Here is a 19,476-nt window from a genome sequence, read left to right as displayed (position 1 = left end):
ACGTTACTTCTTAGGCGGTGCCGGCGGGTTCGGCGCCAACTGGTCCGTGGTTCCGGGCCGACCTGGCGCAGGCACCTCGGCCGCCACCGTTGAGCCCAGGGTCGCACGAACGATGCGCGTCGGATCGGCCGGCGGCTCGCCCGGCGCGATCTGGTCGACGAAGCTCATGCCCTGAACGACCCGGCCGAACACCGTATACTTGTTGTTCAGCGAACCCTTGGGTCCGAACATGATGTAGAACTGGCTGTTGGCACTGTTCGGATCTTCGGCCCGGGCCGCGGCGACGGTGCCGCGCAGGTGCGGGATGGAATTGAACTCGGCGGGCACGTCGGGAAGGTTCGATCCGCCGGTGCCATCGCCCTTGGGATCGCCGCCCTGCGCCATGAAACCGGGGATTACCCGGTGGAATAGCAGGCCGTTGTAGAAGCCCTGGTTCACCAGCGTCTTGACCCGCGCCACCATCTGCGGTGCGGCGTCCGGACGCATCTGAATGACCACCCGACCGCCATTGGACAGTTCAAGGTTCAGAAGGTTGGAAGGGTCCGCGGTGACCTCGGCCGGCGCATTGATGGAAACGACCCGGACCGGTGGCAGCGGCGCCGGTGCTGCAACCGCATGAGCCACTGGCGCCGGCGCTGGTGCAGGCGCCTCCTGGGCGGGGGCCGTTGCCGGGGCCGGAGCGGTCTGCGACGAAGCTTCCGGCACAGGCGCAGGCGCCTCCTGAGCAGCAACAGTTGAACCGGCGATCATCGCCGCGCAGGCGGCGGCAAGCAGAATTGGGCGCAACGTCATTTTCCCCGAATCAAATCCTTGTGACCCAGCCGCGCCGCGACATCGGCGGCAACGGCGGGCGTGACAAACTTGTCGATGGCGCCCCCGTAGCGGGCGATTTCTTTCACCAGCCTTGACGCGATCGGCTGCAGCGACACGTCAGCCATCAGAAAGACGGTCTCAATTCGGTCGTTCAGCTGCTGGTTCATCCCCGCCATCTGATACTCATATTCGAAATCGGCGACCGCGCGCAGACCACGCAGGATCATGCTCGCGCCCTGCTCTTCCGCGAAGTTCATCAGCAGGCTGTCGAACTCGACAACGCTGACGTTGGGGAAATCGGCGGTCTCCCGACGGACCATGTCCATCCGCTCCGGCAGCGTGAACATGGGTTCCTTGGAAGGATTGGTCGTCACCCCGATCACCAGCCGGTCAACCAGCCGGCTGCCGCGCTGGATGATGTCGAGGTGGCCCAGCGTGACCGGATCGAAGGTCCCCGGATAAACGGCAGCGCGTTGGGTCATCACCTAGCGGTCCCGCTCGACAGCATAGCGGGCGATGGCGCGCAGCAGTTCGGCTTGCTCGCCATGATCGTGGAGGTGCTCGATCGCCTGCTCCACCAGCAGATTGGCCTGGGCCCGCGCCCGTTCCTCGCCGAGCAGGGAAACGAACGTCGCCTTGCCGGCATCCGCATCCTTCTGCAGCCGCTTACCCGCGGCCGCCTCGTCGCCGGCGTGGTCGAGCAGGTCGTCGGCAATCTGGAAGGCCAGCCCCACATTTCGGGCATATCCCTTGAGCGGCACCCGCGCCTCATGGGTCAGGCGGGCCATGATCGCGGCTGCTTCAACCGCATATTCGATCAGAGCGCCGGTCTTCAGGCTCTGCAGCCGGGTGATGGCGCCCAGGTCGAGGTCCTGCCCTTCAGCGGCCAGGTCCATCATCTGCCCGCCGGCCATGCCGTCCAGGCCCGACGCGCGGCTCAGCTCCAGCACCAGTTCCGCGCGCACGAACGGATCCTCATGCGTCGCCGGTTCGGCCAGCAGCTCGAACGCCAAGGCGTGCAAGCAGTCACCGGCCAGCACCGCCGTCGCTTCGTCATAGGCTTTGTGAACAGTCGGCTTGCCCCGGCGCAGGTCGTCGTCGTCCATGCATGGGAGGTCATCGTGGATCAGGCTGTAGACGTGGATCGCCTCAACTGCAGCGCCCGCCCGCAGCGCCCGCGCCTCATCGATCGCGAACAGCTGGGAAGCAGCGACGGTCAGCAGGGGACGGAGCCGCTTGCCGCCGCCGATGGCCGCATGGCGCATTGCTCCGCACAGTCGGTCACGACCATCGCAACGGTCGGCCAGCGCCGCCTCGAAGATGCGGTCGACTTCACCCGAGACGCGCTGCGCCTCGCTCAGCAGGTCCGCGTCGGCCGCCAGCGCCACCTTAGCTCCCGTCAAACGGCACCGTCCCGCTGGGCTGCCCATCGGGACCGAAGGCAATCGCCTCGATCCGCGCCTGGGCGGACTTCAGCCGCTCCTCGCACAGCCGCTTCAGCCGGTCGCCTTCCTGGTAGAGGTCGATCGACTGGTCGAGCGGCGCCTCGCCGCGTTCGAGCACCCGGACGATCTCCTCCAGCCGCTGCAGCGCGGCCTCGAAACTCAGGGTGTCAGGGGCAGCGTTCATAACGTGAGGCGTGGCCTAGGTGACGAGAGGAATCAAGCGTCCGCTCGTCCGGAGCGAAGCGCCAGACGACCTTACTCCGCCTTGCGGAACGGGTCGGCGATCCCCGGCATGATCTCGCCCGGGGCCAGCCCATGCTCGTCACGCTGGGCGTCGATCAGGGCTGCGTCCGCCTCGCGGGCGTGGCGCTCGCGCTCGGCGCGCAGCTCCTCGATCAGCGCGGCGCGGTCGGTATCGAGCCGGCCGTCGTCGATCCGCTCGGTGCCCGCGGCCTTCTGCGCCTTGGCAACAGCTGCATCCAGCTCGCGCTGGCTGGTCAGGCCGAGCGTCACCGGGTCCTTCGGCTGGATATTGGCGATGTTCCAGTGGCTCCGATCGCGGATCGCGGCGATGGTCGTGCGCGTCGTGCCAATGAGCTTGCCAATCGCGCCGTCGGTCACTTCCGGATGATTGCGGATGATCCAGGCGATCCCGTCCGGCTTGTCCTGGCGCTTGGACACCGGCGTGTAGCGCGGGCCCTTGGTGCGGGTGACGGGGTCCGGCGCCTTGTGCATCCTAAGGCGATAGTCGGGGTCGGCCTGACCCTTCTCGATCTCCTCATGGGTCAGCTCGCCCGAGCGGATCGGGTCGCGGCCGGTCAACTTGGTCGCCGCCGTGTCGTCGGCGATGGCCTGGACCTCCAGGATGTGGAGCCCGCAGAAGGCTGCGATCTGCTCGAAGGTCAGCGCGCTGTTGTCGACCAGCCAGGCGGCGGTCGCGTGCGGCATGAGCGGGGTCGGCGTCGGCGTCGGCGCTTGTGCCATCGCGAATAGTCTCCAGACATGAAAAGGGCCGCCCCTCACGGAGCGGCCACACCATGGTGGAGCGCTTACGCCTGTTGCCCGCGCGAGACAAGGCTGCCCTTGAATATGACAAGTGGCGGGTGCATATGCGCCATATGACGGAAGCCACCATGTTGAACGACATCGTCCGCGCCCAACCATCGGGCCACCTCGCCGCGGTTGAGGCAGGGCTTCCCGTCAAGATGCTGCGGGTGGTGATGCGGGATTACGGCTTCACCCTTGCCAGCCTCGCTGGTGTTATCGCGGTGCGCCGCACGCTCGAGCGCCGGCTCGACATTGGCGAGCGCTTCAACGTGGAAGAAAGCGAACGGCTCGCCCGGCTGATCCGCACGCTGGAGCTGGCGATGGAGGTCTTCGGCGACCGCGCCCGCGTCCGTGAGTGGCTCACCGGCGCCAAGGCCTCGTTCGACGGCCGCAGCCCATTGTCGCTGCTCCGCACCGAGGCCGGCGGCCGCTGGGTCGAGGAGCGCCTGCTTCAGCTGAAGTATGGTGTTTATTCTTGATCCTGTGGCGCGTGTCCGCCTTCGCTGACCTTAGCGGCGCGGGGGGCCTTCATGTAAGCGGCCGCTGGCACAACAAGGGCAAGCCGATCGTCTATGCTTCCGAGTCCGTGGCACTGGCACTGCTAGAGGTGCTCGCGCAGGTCGAGGACCGGGTCGAACTCCCACTGGGCTACCAACTGCTGCAAATCGAGGCTGGTCAGCTACCCGTGACCCGCTGGGACGACCCGCTCCCGCCGCTCGAGGAGAGCCGCGCCTGGGGTGATCGCTGGCTCACCGCCCAGGCCAGCCCGCTTGCCAACGTCCCCGCCGCAGTCGCCCCGCATAGCCGTAACTGGCTGATCAATCCGGCACATCCCGCTGCCGCAGCGCTGACGCTGCTCAGCGCCGAGCAATGGCAGTGGGACAATCGGCTGCTGCCCTGACGCTGCCGGAAGTCTGTCCTCCTCCAACTCCACGCCAAGGCTAAAGCAGCGGCATCAGCTCTTTGGCGCAGAGGTCGACCGGCCAAAGGTCTGCTTGATGGTCAGCCCCAGCGTGACGTGCCGATTGCGAACCCTCAATTCGCGGACGAACGGCATCGCGGCGCTGCGATTGGGAAAGAAGAACAGGCGTTCACGCTGGGCGCGGGTGTCGAACAGGTTATCGACATCGAACGTGATGGAGGTGCGTTTCGCGGGCCGCCATTCAACGAACGCCGTGCCATAGACACCACTGTTGAAGTTCGTGTCGGCCTCGTTCGCGCGGAAAAATGTGAACCGGTCTCGGTCATTGATCGTCATTCCGTAGGACCATGGGCCGGCATCCCGTCGGACTTCGACACCCCACTGCCACGCCGGAAAAAAGTCACTCCATCGGCGCTCCTGGCCCGAGATGGGGTCCAGCACTCGGGTGCGTTGCAGTTGCCCGTTGAGGCGGACGCGCACCCCCTTCAGTCCCAACTTGCCCAGCGGCGCATCGACCTCGAAGGCGATGAAGCTGCGTGTACCAGTGCCGAGGTTACCCGGCGCGGAGAAGCCTTCGGCGGTGAGGATAAGGTCCTGCAGCTTCGAGACGCGGTCGTATCCGGCGTCGAACTTGACCAGCCCTTCCCCTAGCACGGTCTTCTCAAGCGTGCCCCTGAACTCCCACGTCCTTTGCGGCAGCAGGTTCGCATTGCCAGCGTTCACGCGATCGGTGCTCAACTCCGCCACGCTGATGAAGTCGTAGAAATTGAGCTGCGCGACGGTCCTGCGAGCCGACACCCGTGCGTGCCAGCCACCCTTCGGACGCCAGTCCAGACTCAGCGTCGGCTTGAGGAACTGCAACGAACGCCGCGCTTCCGCATCTCCCATTACCTGAAGCCGGGAGAACTCATACGCCACACCACCGTCGATCCGCAGTGCCGGTGCGAGATACCTGCCGACGTTGAGGGTCAACTCACCACGCTTCTCCTCCACTTGTGCATCGGAAATAGGCAGCGGAATGGGCACCCGGAGGCCGTTCTCGTCGACGATCGCAAAGCGCGTGCTGTTATCGAGCTTGTTGAGCGCCGCCTCGCCGCCAAGTTCAACCGAGAAGCCGGCGAGGTTGGAGCGGGTCCAGCTGACCTTCGCCAGCGTCTCGGCGAGGCTGGCCTTCTGAAGCTGCTCGAAGCCGCCCACCACACTCGGAGTGTTTGCCAGCACGTCATTGCGGGCGACGTAGGCATCGAAATTGTCCCGCTTGCGGCGGGTCGCCAGCGCAACCAGCTTGATTGCTCCGCCAGCCAGGGGCCGCGTGACGTCTCCCCCGATCTCGAAGACCGGAGTACGGTATCGCTGGTAGAGGCTGTCATCGTGCGGAGCGCCCAAGGCAGGCGTCACCCGGTTTCTCTGCTCAAGGTCGAAGGTGCTTGGTTGCCAGCGCACGTTGAGGCGAAATGCGCGATCCTGTGCTCGCTCGATTGCCCAGCTGCCGCTCAGATAAGGGTCCTTGGTGAAGTAGGTGTTGACCTTGCGGCGAGTCTCCAGCCGCGATCCGGATGGCAACGCGTCAATGTAGTCATGGCCTTCTTCAATCTGGCGGTCGCGACCGGTTCCGGCTGAAAGGTTGATCGTGCTTGGCCCGCGCTTCCACTGAACAGAGCCGCTGGCATCGGTGTTGATATAGCCGCTGTAGAGCCGTTTGGCGCCGAGGGTCAGGTTTGCTTCCGTCCCCCCGGTCGCGGACAGGATCAGGTTGAGGACCTGGCTCTTGGCGGAGTAATCCGAGCCATAAAGGTCGCCAGGTCCAACCTCCACGCGGACAACGCTGCTCGCCGGAATCCGGGACAGGACTGTCTGAAGACCCTCTGCTTTCGAACTCGGCCTTGATCCGTTGATCACGACATTGCCGGCGGCCCCGGCAAATCCTCGCACGTCGGCATTGCCGGTCTCAAGAGTGAAGCCTGGCACCCGGGAAACCACGTCCAGCGCGGTGCGAGGAGCATAGGGTGCGAAGAAGGCCGGCTCATAGGCGATCACCCTGTTCGATCGCGCGGGCGGCTGCTGTGCCTGCGCCCCGGAAGAAGCGGCCGCGGCGGCTAGCTCTGCGACAGCAATGAAGACGGTCACTAGCCGCATGTTGAACTACTCCCCTGACCGCCCGGCCTTGGCAGTCAGGGGAGAGCGCAGCGAGCGGATGCCGACCGAAGACGACGTTCGTTCGGCAGCGGGCGGTCACGTTCGACGAACGGCTATCCTGCGCGACAAGCCGACAACAGGGTGCCGCTGATCCGACTCAGCCCTCGACCGTCAGCACGATCTTGCCGACATGCTCCCCCGCCTCCATCCGCGCATGGGCAGCGGCCGCTTCGGTCAGGGGGAAGGTGCGGTCCATGACCGGGCGGAGTTGCCCTGTCTCGACGAACGTCCAAACCTCCCGGCGGATTTCCTCGGCGAGACCACTCTTGAACGCCAGGGTGCGCGGACGCAGCGTCGAGCCGGTGAGCTGCAGGCGGCGCTGCATCACCGTCACGATGTTGAGCTCCGCCGTCATTCCCCGCTGGGTGGCAATGGAGACATGGCGGCCTTCCTCGGCAAGTGCCTGGAGGTTGCGGGGCAGATAATCGCCGCCGACCATGTCGAGCACGACGCTGACGCCCTTGCCGGCGGTCAGGCGCTTCACCTCCTCGACGAAGTCCTGCGTCTTGTAATTGACCGCCGCCGCCGCGCCGAATTCGAGCGCCCGCGCACACTTGTCATCGCTGCCGCAGGTGACGATCGCCTTGACCCCGAACAGCCGGCAGAGCGCGATCGCCATGGTGCCGATGCCACTGGTACCGCCATGGATCAGCGCCCACTCGCCCTCGACCGCAGCCCCGCGCTCGAACAGATTATGCCAGACGGTGAATAGTGTCTCGGGGATCGCCGCCGCCTCGGCCATGCTGAGGCCTTGAGGAACTGGCAGGCAGGTCCCGGCCGGCGCGATCGCGTATTCGGCATAGCCGCCGCCGGCGACCAATGCGCAGACCGGCTGGCCGATCAGGTGGGTCGCCCCCTCCCCAGCCGCGACCACTTCACCCGCGACCTCTAGCCCCGGCAGGTCGCTCGCGCCCGGCGGCGGCGGATAGACCCCTCGGCGCTGGAGCACATCAGGCCGGTTCACTCCGGCCGCTGCCACCTTGACCAGCACCTCGCCCGGGCCGGGACGGGGCAGCGGCCGGATCGCGGGGACCAGCGCCTCGGGTCCACCCGGCTGCTGTATCTCGATCGCCACCATCGTGGCCGGAAGATCGTTGCTCATGATCGACTCATTGACAGGGCGGCGGGCCGGGTCAACGCTTGCCGTCATGGATGACGATTTCTTCTCGTCCAAGCCGGACGATCCGCTGCTGCTCCTCGCCAGGCAGGACCTCGACCCGTTTAGCCAGCATGAGCTGGCGGAGCGGATCGAAGCCCTTCGGGCGGAGATCGCGCGGGTTGAAACACATATGAGCCGGGTCGACCAGCACCGGTCGGCAGCCGATGCGCTGTTCAAGCGATAGGGTCCACACCCGAACCGCTTTTCAAGCCCTTGATGAGGGCTGCACGCCTTACGACATACAATATAAGTCCGGGGGGCCTCCTGCCCTTTGGCAAGGAGTAATCAATGCCCAGTTTCGCCCGGGAGCTTGAACAGACCCTGCATAACGCCTTGGGAGAGGCGAGCCGGCGGCGGCATGAATATGCGACGCTCGAGCACTTGCTGATGGCGCTGATCGACGACGCCCACGCGTCCAAGGTGATGACCGCGTGCGGCGTCAACCGCGATGAGCTGAAAGCCACCGTGAAGCAGTATCTCGACGGAGAGCTTGGCGCCCTCGTCGCCGACAGCGGCACCGACCCGACGCCGACCAGCGGCTTTCAGCGGGTGGTCCAGCGCGCCATCCTTCACGTCCAGTCGTCCGGCCGGGACGAGGTCACCGGTGCCAACGTGCTGGTCGCCCTCTTCTCCGAGCGGGAGAGCTACGCCGTCTATTTCCTGCAGCAGCAGGACATGAGCCGCCTCGATGCGGTCACGTACATCAGCCATGGCGTCGGCAAGGGTGAGACCAGCGACGGGCCGCAGGCGTCCGGCGGCAATGGCGGCGGCGGCGAGCAGCCGACCGAAACCAAGAGCGCGGGCGACAAGAAGGAAAGCGCGCTCAAGCAGTTCACCGTCGACCTCAACGAGAAGGCCAAGCTCGGCAAGGTCGATCCGCTCATCGGCCGCATGGCCGAGGTCGACCGGACCATCCAGATCCTCTGCCGCCGGTCCAAGAACAACCCGCTCTATGTGGGCGATCCCGGCGTCGGCAAGACCGCCATCGCGGAAGGCCTCGCCCGCAAGATCGTCGAGGGCGACGTGCCCGAGGTGCTCAAGGAAGCGGTGATCTACTCGCTCGACATGGGCGCGCTGCTGGCGGGTACCCGGTACCGCGGCGACTTCGAAGAGCGGCTGAAGAGCGTTGTCTCGGAGCTGGAGAAGCTGCCACACGCGGTCCTCTTCATCGACGAGATTCACACGGTCATCGGCGCTGGCGCGACCAGCGGCGGCGCGATGGACGCATCCAACCTCCTTAAGCCCGCGCTGTCGAGCGGCGCGATCCGCTGCATTGGCTCGACCACCTACAAGGAGTTCCGCAACCACTTCGAGAAAGATCGGGCGCTGCTCCGGCGCTTCCAGAAGATCGACGTGAACGAGCCTTCGGTCGAGGACACGATCAAGATCATCGCGGGCCTGCGCTCTTCGTTCGAGGGGCACCACGGCGTCCGCTACACTCCCGACGCGATCAAGTCGGCGGTGGAGCTGTCGGCGCGCTACATCCATGACCGCAAGCTGCCGGACAAGGCGATCGACGTGATCGACGAGGTCGGCGCGATGCAGATGCTGGTGCCGCCTGGCAAGCGCAAGAAGGTCATCACGCCCAAGGAGATCGAGCAGGTCGTCGCGACCATGGCCCGCATCCCTCCGAAGAGCGTGTCGACCGACGACAAGAAGACGCTCGAGAACCTCGAGAGCGATTTGAAGCGCGTCGTGTTTGGGCAGGACCTGGCGATCGAGAAGCTGGCCAGCGCCATCAAGCTCAGCCGGGCGGGCCTGCGCGATCCCGACAAGCCGATCGGCAACTACCTCTTCTCGGGGCCAACCGGCGTCGGCAAGACGGAGGTGGCACGCCAGCTTGCCTCCATCATGGGCATTCCGCTGCAGCGGTTCGATATGTCGGAATATATGGAGCGGCACTCGGTCAGCCGGCTGATCGGCGCCCCTCCGGGCTATGTCGGCTATGACCAGGGTGGCCTCCTGACCGACGCCGTCGACCAGCAGCCGCACAGCGTCCTGTTGCTCGACGAGATCGAGAAGGCGCACCCCGACCTGTTCAACATCCTGCTGCAGGTCATGGACAACGGAAAGCTGACCGATCACCACGGCAAGACGGTCGATTTCCGCAACACCATCCTGATCATGACGACCAACGCCGGCGCTTCCGACATGGCGCGCGAGAGCATCGGCTTTGGCGCCATGAGCCGCGAGGACGTGCAGGAAGACGCGATCCGCAAGATGTTCACGCCCGAGTTCCGCAACCGCCTCGATGCGGTGGTGCCGTTCGGCTACCTGCCCCCGGCAGTGGTCGCGCGGGTGGTCGACAAGTTCATCCTCCAGCTGGAGCTGCAGCTGGCGGACCGCAACGTGCATATCGACCTCGACGAGCAGGCGCGGGAATGGCTGACAGCCCGCGGCTACGACAAGCTTTATGGCGCTCGGCCAATGGGTCGCCTGGTCCAAGAGAAGATCAAGCAGCCGCTGGCGGAGGAGCTGTTGTTCGGCAAGCTGGTCAACGGTGGCGAGGTGAAGATCCGGATCAAGGACAATGCCCCGACGTTCGAGATCACGCCTGCCGCGCCCAAGGCGGCAAAGGGCAAGCCGACCAAGGGCAAGGGCCGGACCGCGCGCGCGCAGGCCGTTCCCGATCCGCAGCCGGATGCGCCCGACCAGTCGGATGAGCCGCAAACGCCGGCCACTCCGGACGCCCCGTCCGCCGAGTAAGCGGCGGAATCAGGCCCCAAACATGCGGCTCCGTACCCAAGGGTGCGGAGCCGTTGTGTTATGATGAAACGATTAGCCGTTCCGGCGTTTAGCTGGCGAGCGCGGCCCTTACCTCTTCCTGCGATTGCGCATGCAACGTCCAGAAGTTCGCAACTCCAGTTCCCGCCACGCGATGCGCCAGCATCTCCAGGTGTGAAGTCCAGCCACTTCCAAAGTTCTGAGGCCCGGTCGGACTGGTAATTCCGCGGTGCGTCAGCGTCAGCAGCGTCTGACCGCCCCTGGCTTGGAGCGCATAGGTCACGATCCCCTGCTCACCGCCGCCAAAGGTGGTTTCGAGCAGGTTAGGCGGCTCAAACCGAAGGACCTTTTCGCGCATCGTCTTGCCCTTCGACGCGGCATAGCTCTCCGGATAGGGCACAACCTCGTCGGACAGGTTGTCGTGGTCGATTACCAGGTCGAACTCGCCTTGGTCTGAAGCGTCGGTCCCGCCCATGAACCAGGTCCGTCGCAGATCCGCCTCGGTAAGGTAGCGCCACACTGTTTCGATCGACGCGTCGAGCAGCCGTTCAAGACGAATGGTGTCCGGACCCATCCGCGAAATACGCGGTGCGATCAGTGTCTCAGCCACAGTGCTTCTCCTTGCTTCGGTCCTGTTTCAGTGCGGTCTCGAGTGCGTCGAGGCGGTCCGTCCAGAAGCGCTCCCATTGGCGCAACCAGCGTTCCGCCTCCGCTAGCGGTTCGGCCTGGATGGTGATGACGTGCGCGCGGCCGGCCCGGCGGCGCGTCACAAGACCTGCCTCCTCCAGCACCTTCACATGCTTGGAAGCGCCGGCAAAGCTCATCGCCAGCGGCTCCGCCAATTCACTTATCGAGCATTCGCCTGTGGCGAGTTGGGCCAGCATGCCCCGCCGCGTCGGATCGCCCAATGCCGCGAAGGTAAGATCGAGTCGTTCAACCATATAGTTGAGCGATAGGGGCCTTGGCGCTAACAGTCAACCATTTGGTTGAGCAACGCTACGCTGCGTCGGCCTCCGCCAGCGAAGGTACGGCTGAAGCGCTGGCTAGCGCGTCGCGCCAGAGCAGACCCATCAGCAGGTCAAGCCGCGGCGGCTGCACCTGCTCAAGCCCGCTGCCGGGATAGAAGGTCATTTCGCCGAACCGCGCTCGACCAGCAATCTCGTAGAAGTCGGCACGAACGAATGGAAAGCCGGCCCCCAGAGCTTCGGCCCCACGAAGCATGGCCGCAAGCGACGCCGGGCGACGAGGGTCAGGGTCTTGGGTGGCGCGCGATACCCGACGCCAATTCCGATCGAGGACGATCCAGCGGTGATCCTGCCCCCGGCCGAGGTGGACCTGCACGAAGTGAGCTTCGCCGCCGAATACGAAGATCTTGTAATCGACGGGGAGTTCGGCGCCTTCACCGATGAACGGCTCTACCAGCAACCCCGGCTCGATCTCGCCATAGAGCCACTCGTCGAGCCACGCGCCATAGTGCCCACGCATCCACTTGCGCGACCGTCGGACGGCTCCAGCATGATCCGCGGTATTCCGGATGACCAAGGACTGCTGGCACCCGTGCCGCGCTTTCACGACATACGGGAATTCCCACGCTGGCTCCGAAGGAAGCTCGGTGCCGCGCCACAGGGTCGGGGTCACCCAGCCATCCCCGAGCCGCTCGGCCACCCACTGCTTCACCGCGACCTTGTTCGCCAGCAGCGGCAGCCGCGGATCGCGGTCGTTCAGCTTGCGGTGCTGCACCCACTCGGTGAACAGCAACGGCCGCTCCAGCCGTGCGAACCGCCGATGGCGCCACCAGTAAGTGAGTTGAATTCGAAACGGGCTTGAGCCGACGGGCGTCGGCGGTGCGGAGAAGACAGGCATTGCCCGCCTTAGCGAAGGGTGGAAGCCATTCGTTCCTTCCCCGGACCAAAGACCTAGCGCTGCTCTAGCCAAGCCGCCGCCTGCTGTGCTTCTTTCCGCATCTCTTCGGGGAGGCGAAGCACATGAATCACTGGAAGCTGTTCGTTGGCGCACTGCTGGTCTCGACCGCGCCGCTATCGCCCGTCATGGCGCAGAGCGGCGAGGATGCGCCGAGCACGGTGCTCACCGGCGCTGACCTGTTCAACTTCTCGGTGGCGTCCGACCCGCAGATCAGCCCCGACGGGCGGCAGATCGCTTACGTCCGGATGACGGCCGATCCGCTCAAGGACCGCATGGCTCCGTCTATCTGGCTGATCGACGTCGCAACCGGGCAGCAGCGGCCGCTGGTGACCGGTCCGGGCGGACCGAGCAGCCCGCGCTGGTCGCCAGACGGCAAACGCCTGGCCTATGTCTCGGCGGTCGAGGGAGGGTCACCGCAGCTGTTCGTCCGCTGGATGGATCGCGGAGACAGCGTTCGCGTCACCGGCCTGCCAGACAGCCCGTCCGACATCGCCTGGTCACCCGACGGCCGCCGCATCGCGTACGTCATGCGGGTTCCAGGAGACGAGCCCAAGCTTGGCTCCGCCCCGCCCAAGCCGGAAGGCGCCCAATGGGCCAACCCGCTGCAGGTCATCGACAAGGTGACGTACCGGGCTGACGGCGCGGGATACCTTCAAGCCGGCTTCGACCACATCTTCCTGGTCGACGCGGACGGCGGTGCGCCGCGCCGCCTGACCAGCGGCAGCTTCGACCATGAAGGGCCGCTCAGCTGGACGCCGGACGGCCGCACCATCTTGTTCAGCGCCAATTTGAAGCCGGACTGGGAGATCAACGCTGTCGACAGCGAGGTCTACTCCCTTCCCGTCGACGGTGGCGCACCGGTCGCGCTGACCCGCCGCAATGGCCCCGACCAGAGCCCGCGCGTTTCGCCCGATGGGCGGCTGATCGCCTTCATCGGCTATGATGATCGCGGCAAAGGGTACGAGCAGAACCATCTCTACGTCATGAACCGCGACGGCAGCGGGGTGCGCGAACTCGCGCCCGGGCTCGACCGTAGCGTCGATCGCCTCGACTGGGCGGGCAACAGTCTGGTGGTCGGCTATGAGGAAGGCGGCAGCTATCGCGTGTCCCGCGTCGGCTTGGACGGGCGGGTGAGCTCCCTCGCCTCATCGGTGGTCGGTTCGGGGCTGGACCGCCCCTACGCAGGCGGCAGCTGGTCGGTCGCCCGCGACGGCAGCGTCGCCTTCACCAGCGGCAACACGCAAAGTCCGGCCGATGTTTCCGTGACTCGCGGTGGCTCCGCCCGCCGGCTGACCCGCCTCAACGACCTGTGGCTGGGCGCCAAGCGCCTCGGCGAAGTGCGCGCCTTCACGGCCAAGGCGCCCGACGGCGGCCAGGTGCCGAGTTGGCTGGTCCTTCCGCCGACCTATCAGCCCGGCACGCGCGTGCCGATGATCCTGGAGATTCACGGCGGACCGTACAGCAGCTATGGCCCGACCTTCTCCACCGACGACCAGCTTTACGCCGCCGCCGGTTACGCGGTGCTCTACACCAACCCGCGCGGCTCCACCGGCTATGGCCAGCGTTTCGCCGACGGCATCGAGAAGACCTATCCCGGGACCGACTCTGATGACCTGATGGCGGCGGTGGATGCAGCCATCGCGCAGGGCGTCGCCGATCCGGAAAACCTTTTCGTCACCGGCGGCTCGGGTGGGGGCGTGCTGACCGCGTGGCTGGTCGGGAAGACCAATCGCTTTCGCGCGGCGGCGGCGCAGAAGCCGGTGATCAACTGGACCAGCATGGCGCTGACTGCCGATGGCGTGCCCTTCTTTGCCAAATACTGGATGGGCAAGCTGCCGTGGCAGGATCCGCAGGGCTATTGGGCGCGATCGCCGCTGAGCCTTGTCGGCAACGTCAAGACACCGACGCTGGTGGTGGTCGGCAGCGAGGATTACCGCACCCCCGTCAGCGAGGCCGAGCAATACTATGCCGCGCTGAAGCTGGCCGGCGTGCCGACCACGCTGGTCAAGGTTCCGGGCGCCAGCCACGGTGGCCTGACCGCGCGGCCCAGCCAGTCCGCAGCCAAGGCCAGCGCCATCCTCGCCTGGTTCGATCGCTACCGGAAGCGCTGAGTCCAGCGCACCGGCGGGGCCGGCTCAGCCCTTGTTCTTGTCGTGGATGACGATGGTGCCGGCGGTGCCACCGTCACCCGGCGCCAGGCCGATGGTGAACTGCTCTCCATCTTTGCCGGTGCCGGCCAGGCCGCTTCCGTCCGCACGGGCGGTCACGCCCTTGGCCGCGAACTGATCGAGGAAGTATTTCTGAACCTCGCCGGGGTTGCCGGGCGCCGTGAACTTCATGTTGACGGTCGCGTCCTTGTCGCCGCCTGCGTCGACGTTGAAGCCAGTGACCTTGCTGCCCGGCATCAGCTTCACGCCGTCGATATCGAAATTGGCGTTGTGCATCATGCCCGAAGGCAGCTTCACCTGGCCCTTGGCGAACGGCAGGTCGAACGAGACCGAACCATTCCCGTCGCCCTGGATGTTGACCTTCTCGTCCCCATCCGCGGGGTTCTTGGTCTGGGCATGACAGCCCGCCACCATCACCAGCGACAGACCAGGGATCAGAAGTGAAAGGCGCATGAGCTTCCTCCAGCTGTATTGCTACGACAATACAGCAGGCCAACCGCTCGTCAAGTGAACTAGATGGTGACCTGGCTGCCCAGTTCGACCACCCGGTTCGGGGGCAGCTTGAAGAAATCCATCGCCGTCGCCGAATTGCGGACCATCCAGCCGAACAGCCGCTCGCGCCACATCGCCATGCCCGGCTTGTTGCTGGGCACGACCGTCTGCCGCGATAGGAAGTAGCTGGTGGTCATTGGCTTGCAAACGCCGACCTGGCTCTTGGCCAGTGCGAGCGACGACGGCACGTCGATGTCGTCCGAAAAACCATAGCGCAGCGTTACCCGCTTGAGGCCGCACCCAAGCCCCTGCACGTCGACGCGCTTCTCGTCAGGGACGAAGGGCACGTCCTTGATGCGAATGGTCGTCAGCAGCACCGTCTCGTGCAGCACCTGATTGTGCTTCAGATTGTGCAGCAGTGCCGGCGGAATGCCGCTGGCGGACGAGGTCAGGTAGATGGCGGTCCCGGGAATCCGGTGCACGCCCTTGCTGACCGACTTGACGAACAGCTCCACCGGCATGGCCGCGCTGTCCAGTTGCTCCTGAACCAGCCGGCGGCCACGCGACCAGGTAGTCAGAACCGCAAAAGCCGCCAGCGCGATCAGCACCGGGAACCAGCCCCCGTCGAAGAACTTGGTCAGGTTCGACGCGAAGTAGGTCAGGTCCACCGTCCCCAGCAATGCGATCAGCGGGACGGACACCCACTTCGGCCAGTTCCAGTAGCGCCACAGCAGCACCGCCAGCATGACCGTGGTGATGAACATGGTGCCAGTCACCGCAATGCCATAAGCGGACGCCAGGTTGGAGCTGTTGCGGAACAACAGCACCAGCACGAGCACCATCACGCACAGCGACCAGTTGACCAGCGGGATGTAGATCTGGCCTTCCGCCTTGGCGCTGGTGTGGCGGATGAGAATGCGCGGGAAAAGGCCGAGCTGGACCGCCTGCCGAACCACGCTGAAGGCGCCCGTGATCACGGCCTGGCTGGCGATCACGGTCGCCACCACGGCCAGCAGGATGAGGCCGAGCCGCCATTGTGGGCCGGCCAGCATGTAGAACGGATTGGCGATCGCCTGCGGCGTGCGCAGCAGCAGCGCCCCCTGCCCCAGATAGTTGATCATCAATGCCGGAAAGGCGAGCGCCAGCCAGGCCAGCCGGATCGGCTTGGCACCGAAGTGCCCCATGTCCGCGTAGAGCGCTTCCGCGCCGGTCACCGCCAGCACGATCGAGCCCAGCGCAAAGAAGGCGAACAGCGGATCGTGGGCGATGAAGCGAAATCCGTACAGCGGCGAAAGGCTCTGGAGGATCGCCGGACTGGCTAGGATCGACTGCACGCCCAGCACGGTCAGCACCAGGAAGTAGAACAGCATGATCGGGCCGAACAGGCTGCCGACCCGATGCGTGCCATGCTTCTGCCCCCAGAACAGGGCGATGATGATCACCACTGCGAGCGGGACGGCGAACGGGGTGAAACCGGCGTCGATCGTACTGACGCCCTCGACCGCCGAGAGGATCGACACCGCCGGGGTGATCATCGCGTCGCCGAAGAACAAAGCGGTGGCGAACACGCCGAGCATCGTCAGCCCGCCGGTCCACTTGCCCGCGCTGCCGGTGCGCGACAGCAGGGCCAGCAAGGACAGGCTGCCGCCCTCGCCCTTGTTGTCAGCGCGCATCATGATCGTGACGTATTTGAGCGTCACGACGATCATCATGGTCCAGAAGATGATGCTGATCACGCCCATCACCCGGCTCTCGACCACCGGCATCGGGTGGTGCCCGATGAAGCTCTCCTTCAGGGCGTAAAGGGGTGAGGTGCCGATGTCGCCAAACACGATGCCGATGGCGCCAAGGGTTAGCCACCCCGTCGAGGCTCGCGGGTGATCGCCCTCGGACAAGGGCTCGCCGCCCTCATCGGCGGCGGCGGTAATGGTCATCACTGCGGCGTTGCCTTTCCTGCCATCTGCTGACGGTCGTCGTCGCATGTCGGGCGGCGGCCTTGCGGCGCAGGCACATAGTGACGGCCCGCTTATGTTGCAAGTGCGAAGAGAACTGCCCTCTTTTCAGCGGCGGCAGGGCGGCGCATGAGGCGCGCCGACGTCAATTCCTCACCGAAACTAACGATGGAGCCTGGCCTGTGATTCGTCCCGCCTTCCTGCTGCTTGCCGCCACCGCATTCATTGCTCCCGCCACCGCCCAGACCGGCATGTTCACCCCGCAGCGCTTCGCCCAGCACGTGCAGACGCTCGGTTCCGACGCCTTTGAGGGGCGCGGCGTTGCCACGCGGGCCGAGACCAAGACGGTCGATTATATCGTGCAGCAGTTCCAGGCGGCTGGCCTGCAGCCCGGCGGTGTCATGGTGAACGGCAAGCGTAGTTGGACGCAGCCGGTGCCCTTGCTCAAGTCCGACCTCGTCGGCGAACCGGTGGTGACTCTGCAGACGCCCACCGGCGCACTTCGACTCGCGCAGGGCACCGACATCGCTCTTCGCTCGCCGATGAACGGCGCCACCCAAATCCGCATCACCAATGCGCCGCTGGTGTTCGCCGGCTACGGCGTTTCGGCGCCGGAGCGCGGCTGGGACGATTTCAAGAACCAGGACGTGCGCGGCAAGATCATCGTCGTCCTCGTCAACGACCCTGATTTCGAAGCTGCGGCGGGTGACCCGGTCGCGGGCAAGTTCGGCGGCAAGGCGATGACCTACTATGGCCGCTGGACCTACAAGTATGAGGAAGCCGCCAAGCGCGGCGCGGCGGGCGTCATCATCGTCCACGAAACCGCGCCGGCTTCCTACGGCTGGAACACGGTCAAGAACTCGAACACCAACACCATGTTCGACATCGTCCGGCAAAACCCCGCCGCCTCGCACACTCCGTTCGAAAGCTGGGTGACGCTCGACACCGCGCAGAAGCTGTTCCGCGCCGCCGGCCTCGACTTCACCCAGATGAAGGCGGCCGCGCGCCGGCCGGACTTCCAGCCGGTCGACCTCAAGGCGACGCTCAGCGCCACCGCCAACGCGCAGACCCAGGTGATCACCTCGCAAAACGTTGTCGGCCTGCTGCCAGGCAAGCGTCGTCCCGACGAGACGGTGATCTACTCGGCGCACTGGGATCACCTCGGCATCGGCCGTCCCGACGCGCGCGGTGACACCATCTATAATGGCGCCATCGACAATGCGACGGGCATCTCCCAGCTGATTGAGCAGGCTCGCGCTTTCGCCCGCGGTCCTCGCCCGGATCGCTCGATCGTGTTCCTGGCCGTCACTGCAGAGGAGAAGGGCCTGCTCGGCTCTGAATATTACGCCCGCAACCCGATTTACCCGCTGGGCAAGACCGTCGGCATGCTCAACACCGATTCCATGGGCGTGCACGGCCGTGCGCGCGACTTCTCGATCAGCGGCACCGCCCGGCTCGAGCTGCTCGACATCCTCACTGACGAAGCGCGCAAGCAGAACCGCGTTTTCACTCCTGACGCCCATCCGGAAAGCGGCGGCTTCTACCGCTCCGACCACTTCTCCATGGCCAAGGTCGGCGTGCCAGCCGTCAGCTATGAGAGCGGCGGCGACCTCGTGAACGGCGGCGTCGCCAGGGCCGAGGCGATCGGCAAGGAATATATTACAAACCGCTATCACCAGCCGGCCGACGAGGTTCAGCCCGACTGGGATTACAGTGGCATGGTCGAGGATGCGACGCTGCTGCACGCCGTCGGCCTGCGCCTCGCCAACAGTGATGTCTGGCCGAACTGGAGCCAGGATAGCGAGTTCCGCGCCACCCGCGACCAGAGCGCCGCGGACCGCGGAGGTGCTGCAATGCCGATGACCTCGCAGCCGCAGCCGCAGGTGCAGCCGGCAAGCAAGCCCGGGGAGCGCGGCTAAGCGTCACCAGATGCCCCGGCTGCTGCTTGAGCAGCCGAGGCATCTGCGCTATCGTTCTTGCTTCGTTCTCACAGGGGGGACACGCGCATGGCCGACCTCATCTTTTATACCAACCCGCAATCCCGCGGGCAGATCATCCGTTGGATGCTAGAGGAGGTCGGCGAACCCTATGAGACCCGGCTGCTTGACTATGCGACCACCCTCAAGGGCCCGGAATATCTCGCCATCAATCCGATGGGCAAGATTCCGGCCATCCAGCACAAGGGCAAGGTTGTGACGGAGGTCGCCGCCATCTGCGCCTATCTGGCGGATGCCTTCCCGCAGGCCGGCCTCGCACCGGACACGACCGACCGCGCGGAGTATTACCGCTGGCTGTTCTTCGCCGCCGGTCCGATCGAGCACGCCTTTTCCAACAAGGCAGCAGGGTTCGAGCCCACCACCGAACGACAGCGGATGTTCGGCTATGGCAATTTCGACCTCACCATCGACACGGCCGCCAACTTCCTGGACGGGCGCGACTATGTGACCGGCGGCAAGTTCAGCGCCGCCGATCTTTACCTGTCGTCGCAGCTCGGCTTCATGATGATGTTCGGCATGCTAGAGCCCCGCCCGGCGTTCCAATCCTATGTCGCCCGCTGCACCGGCCGCGAGGCGTATGGCCGCGCCAAGCAGCGCGACGAGCAAGCGGCCGAGGAGATGAAGGCCAGCGCCTGACG

Annotated in this window: 19 protein-coding genes; 7 read left to right on the top strand and 12 right to left on the bottom strand. The window is 65.5% G+C overall.

Annotated elements, in window-relative coordinates; translation table 11 throughout:
• Positions 1-3 precede the first annotated feature (3 nt).
• The 5 genes from M8312_RS01880 to M8312_RS01860 form a co-directional block, all read right to left on the bottom strand.
• Positions 4-792, bottom strand: a complete 789-nt coding sequence (locus M8312_RS01880) for a peptidylprolyl isomerase (RefSeq protein WP_250118700.1) — start codon at positions 790-792, stop codon at positions 4-6.
• Positions 789-1,295: a pantetheine-phosphate adenylyltransferase gene (coaD, locus tag M8312_RS01875; RefSeq protein ID WP_250118699.1), complete on the bottom strand. Its 507-nt coding sequence runs from the start codon at positions 1,293-1,295 to the stop codon at positions 789-791. The genes M8312_RS01880 and coaD overlap by 4 nt, the downstream gene beginning before the upstream one ends.
• Before the next feature lie 3 nt (positions 1,296-1,298).
• The gene (locus M8312_RS01870) at positions 1,299-2,243 is read right to left on the bottom strand and encodes a polyprenyl synthetase family protein (protein WP_250118698.1); all 945 of its coding nucleotides are present in this window, start codon (positions 2,241-2,243) and stop codon (positions 1,299-1,301) included.
• Positions 2,203-2,442: an exodeoxyribonuclease VII small subunit gene (locus M8312_RS01865; protein ID WP_250118697.1), complete on the bottom strand. Its 240-nt coding sequence runs from the start codon at positions 2,440-2,442 to the stop codon at positions 2,203-2,205. Before M8312_RS01865 ends, M8312_RS01870 begins: the two co-directional genes overlap by 41 nt.
• 71 nt (positions 2,443-2,513) lie before the next feature.
• Positions 2,514-3,206 (bottom strand): DUF1013 domain-containing protein, encoded by a 693-nt coding sequence (locus tag M8312_RS01860; protein WP_250118696.1) that lies wholly within the window; start codon positions 3,204-3,206, stop codon positions 2,514-2,516.
• Positions 3,207-3,295: 89 nt separating this feature from the next.
• Here M8312_RS01860 and M8312_RS01855 point away from each other — a divergent pair, with 89 nt between their 5' ends.
• Together M8312_RS01855 and M8312_RS01850 are read left to right on the top strand one after the other, a co-directional pair.
• Complete coding sequence (locus M8312_RS01855; protein ID WP_250118695.1) at positions 3,296-3,784, top strand: Xre family toxin-antitoxin system antitoxin; 489 nt, start codon at positions 3,296-3,298, stop codon at positions 3,782-3,784.
• Positions 3,781-4,206, top strand: coding sequence for an RES family NAD+ phosphorylase (locus M8312_RS01850; protein WP_250118694.1), 426 nt, complete (start codon positions 3,781-3,783; stop codon positions 4,204-4,206). The genes M8312_RS01855 and M8312_RS01850 overlap by 4 nt, the downstream gene beginning before the upstream one ends.
• 54 nt (positions 4,207-4,260) lie before the next feature.
• On the opposite strand, the gene M8312_RS01845 is transcribed toward M8312_RS01850, so the two are convergent.
• Together M8312_RS01845 and M8312_RS01840 are read right to left on the bottom strand one after the other, a co-directional pair.
• Positions 4,261-6,363, bottom strand: a complete 2,103-nt coding sequence (locus M8312_RS01845; RefSeq protein ID WP_250118693.1) for a TonB-dependent receptor — start codon at positions 6,361-6,363, stop codon at positions 4,261-4,263.
• A gap of 157 nt (positions 6,364-6,520) precedes the next feature.
• Positions 6,521-7,525 (bottom strand): NAD(P)H-quinone oxidoreductase, encoded by a 1,005-nt coding sequence (locus tag M8312_RS01840; protein WP_250118692.1) that lies wholly within the window; start codon positions 7,523-7,525, stop codon positions 6,521-6,523.
• A 46-nt stretch (positions 7,526-7,571) separates the two neighbouring features.
• Here M8312_RS01840 and M8312_RS01835 point away from each other — a divergent pair, with 46 nt between their 5' ends.
• Positions 7,572-7,766 (top strand): DUF1192 domain-containing protein, encoded by a 195-nt coding sequence (locus M8312_RS01835; RefSeq protein WP_250118691.1) that lies wholly within the window; start codon positions 7,572-7,574, stop codon positions 7,764-7,766.
• Positions 7,767-7,870: 104 nt separating this feature from the next.
• The gene (clpA, locus tag M8312_RS01830; RefSeq protein WP_250118690.1) at positions 7,871-10,288 is read left to right on the top strand and encodes an ATP-dependent Clp protease ATP-binding subunit ClpA; all 2,418 of its coding nucleotides are present in this window, start codon (positions 7,871-7,873) and stop codon (positions 10,286-10,288) included.
• An 88-nt stretch (positions 10,289-10,376) separates the two neighbouring features.
• On the opposite strand, the gene M8312_RS01825 is transcribed toward clpA, so the two are convergent.
• Genes M8312_RS01825 through M8312_RS01815 form a run of 3 tightly spaced genes read right to left on the bottom strand, consistent with a single transcriptional unit; the run spans position 10,377 to position 12,169 of the window.
• Complete coding sequence (locus tag M8312_RS01825; RefSeq protein WP_250118689.1) at positions 10,377-10,916, bottom strand: SRPBCC family protein; 540 nt, start codon at positions 10,914-10,916, stop codon at positions 10,377-10,379.
• Positions 10,909-11,247: an ArsR/SmtB family transcription factor gene (locus M8312_RS01820; protein ID WP_250118688.1), complete on the bottom strand. Its 339-nt coding sequence runs from the start codon at positions 11,245-11,247 to the stop codon at positions 10,909-10,911. Before M8312_RS01820 ends, M8312_RS01825 begins: the two co-directional genes overlap by 8 nt.
• A gap of 55 nt (positions 11,248-11,302) precedes the next feature.
• Positions 11,303-12,169 carry an ATP-grasp fold amidoligase family protein gene (locus tag M8312_RS01815; protein ID WP_250118687.1) on the bottom strand — a complete coding sequence of 289 codons (867 nt, stop codon included), beginning with the start codon at positions 12,167-12,169 and terminating at the stop codon, positions 11,303-11,305.
• 122 nt (positions 12,170-12,291) lie between these two features.
• Between M8312_RS01815 and M8312_RS01810 the strand changes: the two genes are divergently transcribed.
• On the top strand, positions 12,292-14,340 hold the full coding sequence (locus tag M8312_RS01810) for a S9 family peptidase (RefSeq protein WP_250118686.1): 2,049 nt from the start codon (positions 12,292-12,294) through the stop codon (positions 14,338-14,340).
• Between the two features lie 24 nt (positions 14,341-14,364).
• Here M8312_RS01810 and M8312_RS01805 read toward each other — a convergent pair whose 3' ends face one another.
• Positions 14,365-14,850: a hypothetical protein gene (locus M8312_RS01805; protein WP_250118685.1), complete on the bottom strand. Its 486-nt coding sequence runs from the start codon at positions 14,848-14,850 to the stop codon at positions 14,365-14,367.
• Positions 14,851-14,909: 59 nt separating this feature from the next.
• Positions 14,910-16,823, bottom strand: coding sequence for a potassium transporter Kup (locus M8312_RS01800; RefSeq protein WP_250118684.1), 1,914 nt, complete (start codon positions 16,821-16,823; stop codon positions 14,910-14,912).
• Positions 16,824-17,023: 200 nt separating this feature from the next.
• On the opposite strand from M8312_RS01800, the gene M8312_RS01795 reads away from it, so the two are divergent.
• Positions 17,024-18,760: a M28 family metallopeptidase gene (locus M8312_RS01795; RefSeq protein WP_250118683.1), complete on the top strand. Its 1,737-nt coding sequence runs from the start codon at positions 17,024-17,026 to the stop codon at positions 18,758-18,760.
• Positions 18,761-18,847: 87 nt separating this feature from the next.
• Positions 18,848-19,474: a glutathione S-transferase family protein gene (locus M8312_RS01790; protein WP_250118682.1), complete on the top strand. Its 627-nt coding sequence runs from the start codon at positions 18,848-18,850 to the stop codon at positions 19,472-19,474.
• Positions 19,475-19,476 lie beyond the last annotated feature (2 nt).

This window comes from Sphingomonas sp. KRR8 (assembly GCF_023559245.1).
In the GTDB taxonomy this organism is placed as follows: domain Bacteria; phylum Pseudomonadota; class Alphaproteobacteria; order Sphingomonadales; family Sphingomonadaceae; genus Sphingomicrobium.
This window is presented reverse-complemented; position numbering and strand designations above follow the sequence as displayed.

Excerpts from the sequence above, each read along its gene's own strand:
- M8312_RS01880 (WP_250118700.1), bottom strand. The coding sequence starts at position 792 with ATGACGTTGCGCCCAATTCTGCTTGCCGCCGCCTGCGCGGCGATGATC.
- coaD (WP_250118699.1), bottom strand. The coding sequence starts at position 1,295 with ATGACCCAACGCGCTGCCGTTTATCCGGGGACCTTCGATCCGGTCACG.
- M8312_RS01870 (WP_250118698.1), bottom strand. The coding sequence starts at position 2,243 with ATGGGCAGCCCAGCGGGACGGTGCCGTTTGACGGGAGCTAAGGTGGCG.
- M8312_RS01865 (WP_250118697.1), bottom strand. The coding sequence starts at position 2,442 with ATGAACGCTGCCCCTGACACCCTGAGTTTCGAGGCCGCGCTGCAGCGG.
- M8312_RS01860 (WP_250118696.1), bottom strand. The coding sequence starts at position 3,206 with ATGCCGCACGCGACCGCCGCCTGGCTGGTCGACAACAGCGCGCTGACC.
- M8312_RS01855 (WP_250118695.1), top strand. The coding sequence starts at position 3,296 with ATGGTGGAGCGCTTACGCCTGTTGCCCGCGCGAGACAAGGCTGCCCTT.
- M8312_RS01845 (WP_250118693.1), bottom strand. The coding sequence starts at position 6,363 with ATGCGGCTAGTGACCGTCTTCATTGCTGTCGCAGAGCTAGCCGCCGCG.
- M8312_RS01840 (WP_250118692.1), bottom strand. The coding sequence starts at position 7,525 with ATGAGCAACGATCTTCCGGCCACGATGGTGGCGATCGAGATACAGCAG.
- M8312_RS01835 (WP_250118691.1), top strand. The coding sequence starts at position 7,572 with ATGGATGACGATTTCTTCTCGTCCAAGCCGGACGATCCGCTGCTGCTC.
- clpA (WP_250118690.1), top strand. The coding sequence starts at position 7,871 with ATGCCCAGTTTCGCCCGGGAGCTTGAACAGACCCTGCATAACGCCTTG.
- M8312_RS01820 (WP_250118688.1), bottom strand. The coding sequence starts at position 11,247 with ATGGTTGAACGACTCGATCTTACCTTCGCGGCATTGGGCGATCCGACG.
- M8312_RS01815 (WP_250118687.1), bottom strand. The coding sequence starts at position 12,169 with ATGCCTGTCTTCTCCGCACCGCCGACGCCCGTCGGCTCAAGCCCGTTT.
- M8312_RS01810 (WP_250118686.1), top strand. The coding sequence starts at position 12,292 with ATGAATCACTGGAAGCTGTTCGTTGGCGCACTGCTGGTCTCGACCGCG.
- M8312_RS01805 (WP_250118685.1), bottom strand. The coding sequence starts at position 14,850 with ATGCGCCTTTCACTTCTGATCCCTGGTCTGTCGCTGGTGATGGTGGCG.
- M8312_RS01800 (WP_250118684.1), bottom strand. The coding sequence starts at position 16,823 with ATGACCATTACCGCCGCCGCCGATGAGGGCGGCGAGCCCTTGTCCGAG.
- M8312_RS01790 (WP_250118682.1), top strand. The coding sequence starts at position 18,848 with ATGGCCGACCTCATCTTTTATACCAACCCGCAATCCCGCGGGCAGATC.